This window comes from Izhakiella australiensis (genome assembly GCF_002006995.1).
In the GTDB taxonomy this organism is placed as follows: Bacteria; Pseudomonadota; Gammaproteobacteria; order Enterobacterales; family Enterobacteriaceae; genus Izhakiella; species Izhakiella australiensis.
Window position 1 is genome coordinate 311,050 of sequence record NZ_MRUL01000003.1, and the last position, 13,105, is coordinate 324,154.

Sequence of the window (13,105 nt, forward strand, 5' to 3'; positions counted from 1 at the left end):
TCAGCGCAGCGGCGGGTCGCTACCTTATTTCAGATCGGCGTCGTCAAAGCTAAAGGCGGTATCCGGCATCACGTAAAATCCGCTCAGATTTTTACTTTTTGCCGACACCAGCTTCTCAACCACCAGCGGGATCCACGGATGGTCATTCCAGATACGATCCTGCGCATCTTTATACAATGCGGCTTTTTTAGCGCTATCGGTGGTTTTCAGCGCATCGTCGAGATCCTGGTCTACCTGCTTATTGCTGTAAAACGCGGTGTTAAAGATAGCGGGCGGCCAGGATGTGGTGGCAAACAGAGGCGTCAGCGCCCAGTTAGCCTCGCCGGTTGAAGCCGACCAGCCGGTATAAAACATGCGTACGCCGCTCTCTTTTTGCCCTTTGCCTTCAACCTCTGCCGAGCGCTGACCGGCATCCATCGCCCTCACCTGCACTTTAATGCCCACCTGAGCCAGCTGCTGCTGGGTGAACTGCAGCACTTTTTGCGCCGTGCTGTGGTTATGCGATGACCACAGCGTGGTGGTAAAGCCGTTGGGGAAACCCGCCTCTTTTAACAGTTCACGCGCTTTAGCCGGATTGTACTGGGTCGCCGGATAGCTCTGAGAGTACTGAATTGCCGGCGGCACGATACCGCTAGCCGGAGTGGCATAGCCGGCAAAAGCGACTTTAACTAATGCCTGGCGATTGATGGCATATTCAAGCGCCTCGCGCACCTTCGGATTATCAAACGGCTTTTGGGTCACGTTCAGGCTGATATAGCGCTGCATGATGGAAGGCGTGGTGACCAGATCGACCTTGTTGCTTTTCTCAAGCAGCGGCGCCTGCTCATAAGGAATAGGAAAAGCGAAGTTCGCTTCGCCGGTCTGCAACATCGCCGCACGCGTATTGTTATCCACCACCGGGCGCCAGGTGATGCTGTCCAGCTTCGGATAGCCCTGGTGCCAGTAGCCGGCGAATTTTTTAACCTTAACAAAATCGGTCTGGTTCCAGGTATCAAACTGATAGGGCCCGGTGCCAACCGGATGGAAACCAATGTCCTTGCCATATTTTTTCAGCGCCGCCGGCGAAATCATCGCCGCAACCGGGCTGGCAAGGGTGTTAATAAAGGCAGAAAAAGGCTGCTTCAGCGTGACCTTCACCGTGTTTTGGTCCAGCACCTCGGTTTTCGCCACCGCTTTAAACAGGTTGTAGCGCTTGAGATGATTATCCGGATTGCTGGCGCGATCGAGGTTGGCCTTGACCGCTTCGGCGTTAAAGTCAGTGCCGTCCTGAAACTTCACGCCGGAACGCAGCTTAATGGTGTAGGTCAACCCATCGGCACTGGCCTGGTAACTTTCCGCCAGCACGTTTTCCAGCTTCATGTCTTTATCAAAGCCAAACAGGCCTTCGTAGAACGATTTTGCTACCGCCTGCGACAGAGTATCGTTAGCGTCATAGGGATCGAGCGTGGTGAAGTTTGATCCTACCGCAACGGTGATATCCTTCGCAGCCCAGGCGGGCGCCGCCGCCGCGCTGCTCAGTAACCCGACCGTCAACAGCCATTTATGTGATGCTTTCATCATTGTGTTTTCTCCTGTGGTCCCTGTCTTTTTAAGTAGGTTATTCAGCTAACGACGCGTCAACGGCGTGGCGGGCAACAAAATGGCCCGCAGACACTTCAACCAGCGGCGCGCTTTCCGGCTCATCGCCCAGCGCGCGAATGGCGCTGGGAATTTCATCGACCAGCAGCGGCCGTTCCCGGCGCTGCACTTTCGGGTCCGCCACCGGTACTGCCGACATCAGCTTACGGGTGTAAGGATGCTGCGGATGTTCAAACACCGCCTGACGCGGGCCAATTTCAACAATCTGTCCGAGGTACATCACCGCGACCCGGTGGCTGATACGTTCCACCACCGCCATATCGTGAGAGATAAATAAAAAGGCAATGCCAAACTCCCGCTGCAAATCCAGCATAAGATTAACAATCTGCGCCTGGATCGAGACGTCCAGGGCCGAGACAGCTTCATCGGCAATAACCACTTTCGGGTTAAGCGCCAACGCTCGGGCAATACAGATACGCTGGCGCTGGCCGCCGGAAAACTCGTGCGGATAGCGCTGAGCATGTTCCGGCAGCAGTCCGACCCGCTCCAGCAGTGCAGCGACCCGCGCTTCAGCCTCCGCGCCGCGAGCGATGCCATGCACCAGCAGCGGCTCCATGATGGAATAGCCCACCGTCAGACGCGGATCGAGCGAGGCATAGGGATCCTGAAATATAAACTGAATATCGCGCCGCAGGTGCGCCAGCGCTGCACCGCGCAGGTTATCAATGCGCTGGCCGTTGAAAGTAATGCTGCCTCCCTGGCTTTCCACCAGGCGCAGCAGCGATCGCCCGGTGGTCGATTTGCCGCAGCCGGACTCGCCTACCAGCGCCAGAGTTTCCCCCGGCATTAAATCAAAACTGACTTTTTCAACCGCATGCACCCGCCGGGTAACGCGGTTCAGCAATCCGCTGCGCAGATCAAAACGGGTTGTCAGATCGCGCACCTGCAGCACCGGCCCGGACTGCGAGTCAACGGTATTCTGCTCTGCCGCCGCTTGTGCCGACTGCGACCCGTTAAGCAGCGGAAACTTCAAGGGAAACGGCCTGCCGCGCATGGCGCCCAGCTTAGGCACCGCCGCCAGCAGCGAACGGGTATAGGTCTGGCTGGGCGCATTGAAAATCTGTTCGACTTCGCCGCTTTCCACCACTTCGCCGCGGTACATCACCTGCACGCGATCGGCCATTTCGGCCACCACGCCCATATCATGGGTAATAAAAATCACCCCCATATCCATCTCTTTTTGCAGCACCCTGATCAGCGACAGAATCTGCGCCTGAATGGTCACATCCAGCGCGGTCGTCGGCTCATCGGCAATCAGCAGCGCCGGACGACAGGAGAGCGCCATCGCAATCATCACCCGCTGACGCATTCCGCCGGAGAGCTGATGAGGGTAGCGATCCAGCACGTTACGCGCCTCGGGAATACGCACCCGCTCCAGCAGCTGTAGCGCTTCCTGTCGCGCCTCGTGGTGCCCTTTTCCCTGGTGCAGGCGGATAGATTCGGCGATCTGCTCCCCGACCGGAAATACCGGATTAAGCGAGGTCATCGGTTCCTGAAAAATCATTGCCATATCGGCACCCCGCACGGTACGCAGCGTCCGCTGCGCTGCGCCGGCCAGATCCAGTACGCTGCTGTCACGGCGCCGCAGCCACATTTCACCACCGTCGATAACGCCGCCGCCCTGCTCAACCAGGCGCATCAATGCCAGCGAGGTTACCGACTTTCCGGAGCCGGACTCGCCAACAATGGCCAGCGTTTCGCCACGTCGTACCGAGAGCGATAAATTTTTTACCGCCTGAATACGTTCGCCTTCACGCTGAAAGCTGACGCTGAGATTACGTACGACCAGAACCTGATCGGCCGCCATCAACGCCTGAGGACTTTCCGTCATGCTTTCTCCTTGTATCAACCCTGTCAGCGGTAAATTCCGACCTCAGGCACCTCTCCGATATAACCGTAACCACGGTACATCCCCTCACTGTTGAACGGCAGCGTCACGTTGCCAGCGCTGTCCACCGCCACCAGGCCGCCGCTGCCGCCGAGCGCAGGAATTTTTTCCATCACCACCTGCTGACAGGCTTCCTGTAGCGAAAGGCGGCGGTAAGCAACCAGCGCGGCAACGTCATACGCCGCCAGGGCACGCATAAACACTTCGCCGCTACCGGTACAGGAAACCGCGACGCTGGCATTGTTGGCATAGCAACCGGCACCGATAATCGGTGAGTCCCCCACTCTGCCTACTTGCTTATTGGTCATGCCGCCGGTTGAGGTCGCCGCCGCCAGATTGCCGTGCAGATCAAGCGCAACGGCGCCGACAGTGCCAAATTTCTGATCCGCTGGCGCAGACGGCGAACAAACGGCTGATGCGCCGTCGTGATCCAGCAGCGTGCGGCCGCTTTGCAGCGCCAGCTCAAGCTGCGCCCGCCGCTCGGGAGTGGAGAAAAAGTCAGCTTCAACCCGTTCCAGCCCCTGCCGGTCAGCAAAGTCTTCGGCGCCAGCGCCGATTAACATGACATGCGGGGAATGCTCAAGAATAGCGCGCGCCGCCAGAATCGGATTACGGATATGCTTAACGCCGGCCACGGCGCCGGCTTGCAGAGAAAGACCATCCATAATGCTGGCGTCCAGTTCATGACTGCCCGCATGGGTAAAAACCGCGCCTTTTCCGGCATTAAACAGCGGGCACTCTTCTAACAGGCGCACCGCTTCGGTCACCGCATCCAGCGCCCTGCCGCCATCAGCAAGCAGACGTTGTCCGGCACTGACGATCTCGCTCAGCGCTGCAAGGTACTGCTTTTCTTTTTCTTCACTCATGTTTGCCCGGGCGATCGCCCCGGCGCCACCGTGAATAGCAATGACGGCTTTACTCATTTTTCGATCACCCTGTCGGCTAACAGCCTGCCGTGGCTGGCTATAAATCGGTTTAAAAAACACTAAGTTAGATTATTTTTATTCGTATTGGTGTGATTTTCGACTATAGGTAGGCTGTGCAGCGATGTAAAGGAGAAACTTTGGCCGCTGATAATAACAATTGGTTTTAACATATAGCTAATGGTTAGTGCTTTGGGCAACCCGGATATTTATCGCCGCCGTAAGTCGGATTTTCCTGAGCTGAGATAAATCCTCCCGGCGGCAGACAGCGCATCAAGGCGCTTCCATTATTGTTATCACCGGAACGCAGGCGCAACGGGAAGGCCTCATTTCATGACTTCTGCTTCAATCAGCGAGCTGATTCGGGTGATAATAGACGGATGTACTATCATGGCACCTCCCGGCAGGTGGCTCTGGAGAAAAAATGGAACATTTTACTGCGGGACTTATCTCCCTCGACGACGCGCTGAACACAATGCTGGCGCGCCTGACCCCCATCACCCAGCGGGAGCGCGTTGCGCTCAGCGCCGCCGCGCGCCTGGTGACCGCCGAAGCGGTTATTTCCCCGGTAAACGTCCCGCCTTTCGCCAATGCCGCGATGGATGGTTACGCCGTGCGCACCGCCGACCTCGCCGCGAGTGATACCCTCGACGTCGCCGGTAAAGCCTTTGCCGGTAGTCCCTGGCAGGGTGAATGGCCGCAGGGCAGCTGCATTCGCATCATGACCGGCGCGCCGCTGCCGGCCGGCGCTGACGCTGTCGTGATGCAGGAAGAAACGCAAACCGTCGGCGATGCGGTTCGCTTCACCGCCCCGGTTAGCGCCGGACAGCATATTCGCCTGGCGGGAGAGGATATCCGCCAGGGCGATACGGTACTGACCGCCGGCGTGCGGCTTGGCGCCGCCGAGCTGCCGCTGCTGGCATCGCTCGGCATTGCCGACGTCGAGGTCTTACGTCCGCTGAAGGTCGCGCTGTTTTCCACCGGCGATGAGCTTTGTCCCCCAGGTCAGCCGCTGGCAGCAGGACAAATTTACGATACCAACCGTCTGACCGTCAGCCTGATGCTGGAAAAGTTAGGCTGTACGCTTATCGACCTTGGCATTATCCGTGACGATCCCGACGCGCTGCGCCGCGCATTTCTGGCGGCAGACAGCCAGGCCGACGTGGTTATCAGCACCGGCGGCGTCTCGGTAGGAGAAGCCGATTACACCAAAGCGATGCTGGAAGAGCTGGGTGAAATTACCTTCTGGAAGCTGGCAATCAAGCCCGGCAAGCCTTTCGCCTTTGGCCGTTTGCAGCACAGCTGGTTTTGCGGCCTGCCGGGCAATCCGGTCTCCGCTGCCGTCACGTTTTATCAGCTGGTACAGCCGCTACTGGCAAAACTCAGCGGCCAGCACGCCGCCGCGCTGCCCCCGCGCCAGCGGGTACGCACCGCCAGCGCGCTGAAGAAATCCGCCGGGCGCCTCGACTTCCAGCGCGGCATGCTTAAGCGCAATGCGCAAGGCGAGCTGGAAGTACATAGCACCGGCGCCCAGGGCTCTCACATCTTCAGCTCTTTCAGCCAGGCCAACTGCTTTATCGTGCTTGAACGTGAACGCAACAGCGTTCAGCCGGGAGAATGGGTTGAGGTGGAGCCGTTTAATGCGCTATTAGGAGGTTGAATGCCGCAGGCGCTGAGCGATGAAGAAATGCTGCGCTATAACCGTCAGATTATGCTGCGCGGCTTCGATTTTGACGGCCAGGAAGCGTTAAAAGCAGCCCGGGTGCTGGTCGTCGGACTGGGCGGACTGGGCTGCGCTGCCAGCCAGTATCTGGCCACGGCTGGCATCGGCCATCTGACGCTGCTCGATTTTGATCGCGTTTCGCTGTCCAACCTGCAACGCCAGGTATTGCACAGTGAAGCAACTCTCGGCGAGGCAAAGGTTATCTCAGCCCGCCAGCGACTGGCGGCGCTCAATCCGCAGATCGCGCTGGACGCTATCGACGCCCGGCTTGACGATGCGCAGATGGCGCAGCTGCTGCAACGCCAGCATCTGGTGCTTGATTGCAGCGATAATCTCGGCACGCGCGAGCAGCTTAACCGGCTGTGTTATGCCCAACGCCTGCCGCTGGTCTCCGGGGCGGCCATCCGTATGGAGGGGCAGATCAGCGTCTACAGCTGGCAGCCGGACGAACCCTGCTATCGCTGTATGAGCCGCCTGTTTGGCGAGCAGACATTAAGCTGTGCGGAAACCGGCGTGATGGCACCGCTGGTCGGCGTGATTGGCGCGCTGCAGGCAATGGAGGCGATTCGCCTGCTGGCCAACTACGGCGAGCGGGTGGCGGGTAAACTGCTGCTTTATGACGCCATGACGTTACAGTTTCGCCAGCTGGCGCTGAAAAAAGATCCGCGCTGCGAGGTCTGCGGGCAGCACTGAGGGCTGGCGGGTTAAGGCCGGCGTCAGCGCGCCGGCCTGGCCTGGCATTTATTTCTCGTTAGGGTAAATCGTTCCGCTATTCATAATGCCGCGCGGATCGAAGACGTTTTTCAGCCCCTGCATGATATACCACGCGCTGTCGTGCTCCTGTTTTGCCCACTGCACGCGATGCTTACCGATACCATGATGATGCACCATCGACCCGCCCAGCTTCAGCGTCTCTTCGACGATAATGGCATTAAGGGGATTGTGGTATTTATCGATCTCCTGTTCCGGCTTGCAGTCGACGACGTTGTAGTCATAGACAAAGTACATGTTGGTGCCATTGATGTAGCTGTGAGAGGAGTGCCCACCCAACATGGTGATGTCTTTTGCGTGAGGAAATGTCTGGCGGATGCGCTGAATAACGTTGTTATAAATCGCGTGGATCGCTGACCAGTCGCCGGAAACTTCGGTGGTGAAGCCCATATTATTGGTCCGCAGGATCTGCTCACGCTCAGCCGCGACTTTCTCCGGCCCCCAGTTGAGGTTATTGAACCATGTCTCAATCAGCGACGTTTCGACGGGCTTACACTCCGGAAAGCGCGCGACGATTTCCTCAATGCCCTGGCCGGTGGCCTGCGCTATGCCCTTCGCGCCTTCAGCCATAAAAATCAGTACGCACTTACCGTCAGCGAAGTGGGTGAAATGCTGGCTGCCGTCTTCAGCATCGTACAGGCGGGCGATCGATGGCCGATACCCCTCAACCATCACCTCACGCAGAATAGCAAAGCCGGTTTTCATGTTTTCCAGAGTAAAACCGTAAAACAGGTTATTTTCCGGCATGTATTTGAAAATTTTCACGGTAACTTCGGTGATGTAGCACAGCGCGCCTTCGTTGCCGATGATCACATGGCGGATATCCGGGCCGGCGGCGCGGCGCGGCACGTTTTTAATGCGGGTGATGGTGCCGTCCGGGAAAACCGCTTCCAGCCCAACCACCATATCTTCAATTGCGCCATACAAAGTAGAAAACTGGCCGATGCTGCGCGTCGCCACCAGCCCCCCCATCTGCGCCAGCGGCTTGGACTGGGGTGAATGGCCGGTGGTATAGCCTTGCGCACGCAGCTGGTTTTCCAGAATTTCCAGCGGAACGCCGCACTGCGCGGTCGCCTGCATATTTTCGATATCAATATTTACGATGCTGTTCATTGAGGCGCCGTCCAGCACCAGCGAATCACGCACCGTGGTTTCCAGGCCGCCTTCTGTTGCCGAAGCGCCCGTACGCGGCACGCCATTAATGCCGTGCTGATGCATAAATGCCAGCACGCGCGAAACCTGCTCGCTGCTTTGTAATTTGACCACCGCTGCCGGCAGCGGCAGCGTGTAGACGCCGTGGATATCGGCATATTTACGAAAGCGGTCAATACTGCTGTGGCGCAGCGTCTCTTCATCGGTAACCACCTGCTGCGGACCAACAATCTCTTTTAGCTGCTCAACAATCTCTGCGCGTGACAGACTCATACTCTTACCTCCGTTGCTTAACTCAGAATTTTTTGCGCGCCCGGGTTCAACGCACTAAATAACCGCCATCCACTACCAGTAAATGGCCGTTGACATAGTCTGAGGCGCGGCTGGCGAGAAATACCATCGCACCCATTAAGTCCTGGGTTTCTCCCCAGCGATTAGCCGGTATATGATCCAGGACGCGTTGATTAGTTTGCGGATTACTTCGGGTGGCCTCGGTGATATTGGTTGCATAATAACCGGGGGCGATACCATTAACCTGAATATTATGCTGTCCTAATTCATCACAATAGGCTTTAGTTAATCCGGCAACAGCATGTTTAGTCGCCGCATAGGCGGGTGACCATTGCCCACCCAGAAATGAAAACAGCGAACAAATATTAATTATCTTGCCTTGATTATTCGCGACCATGACTTTCGCCGCCTCGTGACTCATTTCAAACGCCGCCGTCAGATTAATATTAATCATCGGGTCCCAGTCGGCACGCCCAAAATCAAGAACTTTATTTAACTTACAAATACCGGCGTTATTAACCAGAATGTCCAGTCGACCGTAGCGCTCAAGGCATTCGGCAACGATCTGCGCCGGCGCGCCCGGCTGAGTAATATCAATCTGCATGAACTCAGCCCGGCTGCCTTGCTGCTCAATCAGTTCGCGGGTTTGCGGATTGGCGGCTGCCAGATCGGGAATAAACAGGCTGGCGCCGGCTTTTGCAAGGGCCGTTGCGAAGGCCTGACCCAGTCCGCTATTGCCACCGGTCACGATGGCTACTTTCCCTTGCAGCGAGAAAAAATCGAGGGAAAAATCTTCTAATGCATATGACATATCTGCCCCGTCCGCCGGATAAAACGCAAAAAAAAAGAGAAAAGTCTGCTCCTCCGCGCTGGCGGAGAAGTTACTTTTCTCTTCATCTCGAGTAACTGCCAATTACGCTATCACGGTCAGTTTTAGATAGAAAGCGATCTGCGTCACAAAAAAAACCTGGCGTAAAATAAGCCATTTTTACCGCCGGCGGCTGTCGCTTTCCGGCTACAAAGTAACCGAAGACAGAGCGGCAAGCTTATTAAGCCCTCATTAATTTTGATATTATTTTTCTGTGACTTTATTCACAGATGCCGCCCCCAGCCTTATGACAGAATTTCCTTCGTTACTGACCGAGCTAAGAGAAAAGTAACTTTCCGCGTCATGCGGGAAGCTTGCTTTTCTCTTTTTTTATGCCTGAAATATATTAACCCGAGGATCAGTTGATGGATAAATCTAATTTCCGACGCTGGCTAACGTTGGCGATAATAAGTATCAGCGGCGGCATCAGCTTCGATCTGGCTTATTTACGCTATATTTTTCAGATCCCAATGGCGAAGTTTATGGGATTCTCCAATACCGAAATAGGCGTCATCATGAGCACTTTCGGCATTACCGCGATTATACTTTACGCGCCAAGCGGTATCATCGCCGATAAGTTTTCCCACCGTAAAATGATGAGCGGCGGCATGCTGGCAACCGGCCTGCTAGGGCTGCTGATGACCACCTATCCTCCCTTCTGGGCCATGCTGCTCATCCAGGTCGCCTTTGCTTTCACCACCATCCTGATGCTGTGGTCGGTATCCATCAAGGCGGCCTCGCTGCTGGGAACGACTGAAGAACAGGGAAAAATTATGGGCTGGATGGAGGGCCTGCGGGGCATCGGCGTGATGGTGCTGGCGGTGTCGACAATGTGGGTATTTTCGCTGTTTCACCCTGACGATCCGCACAGTCTTAAAGCCGTTATTCTGGTGTACAGCGTCGTCTATCTGCTGCTGGGTATCGCCTGCTGGCTGCTGGTCAGCGACGGTCATCGCCCCGCAGAACCACAGCAGCAAACGGCTTTTCAGTTGCAGGATATCATCAACGTGCTGAAGATCCCCACCACCTGGTACTGTAGCCTGATAATTTTTGGCGTTTACGTCATCTACGCCAGCCTGAGTTATTCCACCAACTATCTTGCCGGGATCTACGGCATGTCGCTGGTGGCAGCCAGCTATATGGGCGTCGTTATTAACAAGATTTTTCGCGCTATTTGCGGCCCGATCGGCGGATTGTTTACCACTTATAGCCGGGTCAAATCCCCCACGCGCATCATCCAGCTGCTGTCGCTGGCAGGGCTGATAACGCTGTGCTTGCTGCTGTTGTTAACCGCGCATCCGACGTCGCTCGCGCTGCCAATGGCGATGATTTTGCTGCTGGCATTTACCTGTTATGCCTCGCGCGGGCTGTATTTTGCCTGTATCACCGAAGCGCGAACTCCCACGCGGATCATCGGCACCACGGTGGGAATTTGTTCGGTAATAGGTTTTCTACCGGATGTGTTTGTTTATCCGCTGGTAGGCTACTGGCAGGACACGCTGCCCGCAGCCAGCGCTTATCGCAACTTGTGGCTAATGGGCGCCGCCGCCATGCTCATGGTATTAGTCTTTACCGCCCTGCTGTTTAAAGAGATGAAGAAAAAAGCGCGGACCGCCGCCGCGTCACAATCAACGGAGTACGTATGAGTCAGCACTATCTGATCGGTATCGATATCGGAACCCAGAGCGCCAAAGTGGTGATATTTACCACCGGGGGACAGATTGTCTGCGAACAGCAGCAGCCGCTGCGGCCGCTTGCTACCCCGGCACCGCAGTATGCAGAACATCCGGACGATGATCTGTGGAGCGCGCTGCAGATCGCCTGTCGCAAAGCCATGGCCTGTTTTCATCAGCTTGGCGGGCAAAATCATCAGCTGCTGGCGGCGGGCCTCTGCGTTATCCGCTGCTGCCGGGTGCTAATGAAAAGCGACGGCGAGCTGGCCTGGCCGGTGATTAACTGGATGGATAAGCGGCTCAATCAGCCCTACCAGCATCAGCCGGAATATGGCGATGTAAGCTATGTCACCACCAGCTCAGGTTACATTACCCATCGCCTGACCGGCCAGTTGAAAGATACCTGTGCCAATTACATCGGCTGGTGGCCAATGGACAACGACCGCCAACAGTGGAGCGAGGATCCCGCACTCTGGCAACGTTGCAATCTGCGGCCTGACCAGGTGCTGGATGTCATCCCTCCCGGCAGCATTGCTGGCGAAGTAACGGCAGCGGCGGCGCAGGCCTGCGGCCTGCCTGTTGGATTGCCGGTTGTCGTAACGGCCCATGATAAAGCCGTTGAAGCGCTCGGCGCCGGCTCGCTGACCCCCGGCGTCGCACTGATCTCCCTTGGCACCTATATCGGCGCAATGACTCACGGCGAAAAAAATCATACTGACGCCCGGCATTTCTGGCCTTTCCAGGCGTCACTACCGGGTAGCTGGTTATATGAATGTATGGACGTGCGCCGCGGTATGTGGACCGTCAGCTGGTTTCGCGATCAGTTTGGCGCCGCTGCGCTGGCTGAGGCCACAGATCGCGGCGTCAGCATTGAACAGTTAATGAATCAGCAAGCGGCTCAGGTTCCGCCCGGCAGCGAGGGATTAATCACGCTGCACGACTGGGCGCCGCCGGCCGAGGCCGAGTTTCGTAAGGGGGCCATCCTCGGTTTTGATGGCCGTCATACCCGGGCCCATATGTTTCGTTCGCTGCTGGAAGGCATTGCCCTGACGATGAAAAACCATATGGATAAAATGGCCGACGAGCTTGGCGTTCCCTTTCATCAGCTGATTATTTCAGGCGGCGGCGCCAACAGCGATCTTTTTATGCAGATCTTCGCCGACATTTTCGGCCTTCCTGCACAGCGCAATAAAATGAAAAGTTCAGCGGCCATCGGCTGCGCGATTAATGCCGGTATGGCGATGAAAATATGGCCCGATTATGCCAGCGCCTGCGCGCAGCTGGTACAGCCCGGCGAATGTTTTCACCCCGACGCCAGGCATCATCAACTTTATCAGCAGTTAAATGAAGCGGTTTATCAACGCCTGCATAGCCAGCTTGATCCGCTGTTCTCGCAGCTCAGCCCGCTGGTGGATAGCTAATCGCTGCCGGGAATAATGCGCTTAACCAGGCGGCCTGACGGCGCCCGGTTAACGCAGCGACAGCCCCCATACGTCGTGATTGGTGGTTGAAACCGCCAGCGCACCGGCCATTAGCGCCAGGCGGGCATCCTCTTCATCGCAGACCAGACCGCCGGCAATCATCGGTACGTCTATTTTCTCGCTGATCCAGCCAAGCACTTTCGGCATGCATCCGGGCAGAATCTCCACCAAATCTGGCTGTGACTGAGCAACCTGTTTTCCCAGATTATTAAACGAGATAGAGTCGAGAACAAATATGCGATGAATGGCGTAAAAACCCTGCTGACGCGCCGCCTTTAACATTGCCGCCCGGGTGCTGATAATGCCATCAGCCTGGGTGACGATTTTGAGAAAGTTAATCACGATTTCCTGGTTAGAACTGCCTTCCAGTAAATCGACATGTACAAAAGCAATCTTGCCCGCCTGCTTAATCTGCTGCACGATGCGGCCAATATTGGTTATATTGCCGTACAAAACCGACACAATAGGACAGGCGGAAGCGATAGCTTTTTCCAGGCTGGCGCTGTCTTTAACCGCGGCAACAACCGGATGCGTTCGGAAAATATCGGTAAGGTTCACTGCGGCTCCCGTTGCAGGCTGTACAGATTGCCTATGCTGCCTGAGGATGAGATTAAATGCCAACCCCGGGGAAATTTATTCGGCAAATCAACGCTTATTTCCCCCTCAGAAACCCTATCATCTTTTAAGCTCGCTATAC

The 13,105-nt window shown here is 56.2% G+C and carries 10 protein-coding genes; 4 read left to right on the plus strand and 6 right to left on the minus strand.

What is annotated here, in order from left to right; all coding sequences use genetic code 11:
* Positions 1-24: 24 nt before the first annotated feature.
* The 3 genes from gsiB to BTJ39_RS07535 are packed head-to-tail and all read right to left on the minus strand — an operon-like array spanning position 25 to position 4,449.
* Positions 25-1,557, minus strand: a complete 1,533-nt coding sequence (gsiB, locus tag BTJ39_RS07525; RefSeq protein ID WP_096777701.1) for a glutathione ABC transporter substrate-binding protein GsiB — start codon at positions 1,555-1,557, stop codon at positions 25-27.
* A 40-nt stretch (positions 1,558-1,597) separates the two neighbouring features.
* On the minus strand, positions 1,598-3,469 hold the full coding sequence (gene gsiA / locus BTJ39_RS07530; protein ID WP_078002042.1) for a glutathione ABC transporter ATP-binding protein GsiA: 1,872 nt from the start codon (positions 3,467-3,469) through the stop codon (positions 1,598-1,600).
* Positions 3,470-3,492: 23 nt separating this feature from the next.
* A complete protein-coding gene (locus tag BTJ39_RS07535) occupies positions 3,493-4,449 on the minus strand; it encodes an isoaspartyl peptidase/L-asparaginase (RefSeq protein ID WP_078002043.1) in 957 nt (318 codons plus the stop codon).
* A 424-nt stretch (positions 4,450-4,873) separates the two neighbouring features.
* On the opposite strand from BTJ39_RS07535, the gene moeA reads away from it, so the two are divergent.
* Together moeA and moeB are read left to right on the plus strand one after the other, a co-directional pair.
* Entirely contained in the window at positions 4,874-6,109 is a 1,236-nt protein-coding gene (moeA, locus tag BTJ39_RS07540) for a molybdopterin molybdotransferase MoeA (RefSeq protein ID WP_078002044.1), read from the plus strand.
* The gene (gene moeB / locus BTJ39_RS07545; protein WP_078002045.1) at positions 6,110-6,865 is read left to right on the plus strand and encodes a molybdopterin-synthase adenylyltransferase MoeB; all 756 of its coding nucleotides are present in this window, start codon (positions 6,110-6,112) and stop codon (positions 6,863-6,865) included.
* 48 nt (positions 6,866-6,913) lie between these two features.
* Here the strand turns inward: moeB and BTJ39_RS07550 are convergent, their stop codons facing one another.
* Both BTJ39_RS07550 and BTJ39_RS07555 read right to left on the minus strand, forming a co-directional pair.
* Entirely contained in the window at positions 6,914-8,368 is a 1,455-nt protein-coding gene (locus BTJ39_RS07550) for an FAD-binding oxidoreductase (RefSeq protein WP_078002046.1), read from the minus strand.
* Positions 8,369-8,414: 46 nt separating this feature from the next.
* Positions 8,415-9,197 (minus strand): glucose 1-dehydrogenase, encoded by a 783-nt coding sequence (locus BTJ39_RS07555; protein WP_078002047.1) that lies wholly within the window; start codon positions 9,195-9,197, stop codon positions 8,415-8,417.
* A gap of 422 nt (positions 9,198-9,619) precedes the next feature.
* Between BTJ39_RS07555 and BTJ39_RS07560 the strand changes: the two genes are divergently transcribed.
* Positions 9,620-10,900: an MFS transporter gene (locus BTJ39_RS07560; protein ID WP_078002048.1), complete on the plus strand. Its 1,281-nt coding sequence runs from the start codon at positions 9,620-9,622 to the stop codon at positions 10,898-10,900.
* Positions 10,897-12,348, plus strand: a complete 1,452-nt coding sequence (locus BTJ39_RS07565) for an FGGY-family carbohydrate kinase (RefSeq protein ID WP_078002049.1) — start codon at positions 10,897-10,899, stop codon at positions 12,346-12,348. The genes BTJ39_RS07560 and BTJ39_RS07565 overlap by 4 nt, the downstream gene beginning before the upstream one ends.
* A gap of 48 nt (positions 12,349-12,396) precedes the next feature.
* On the opposite strand, the gene BTJ39_RS07570 is transcribed toward BTJ39_RS07565, so the two are convergent.
* Positions 12,397-12,966, minus strand: a complete 570-nt coding sequence (locus tag BTJ39_RS07570) for a glycerol-3-phosphate responsive antiterminator (protein ID WP_078002050.1) — start codon at positions 12,964-12,966, stop codon at positions 12,397-12,399.
* Between the last annotated feature and the right edge of the window lie 139 nt (positions 12,967-13,105).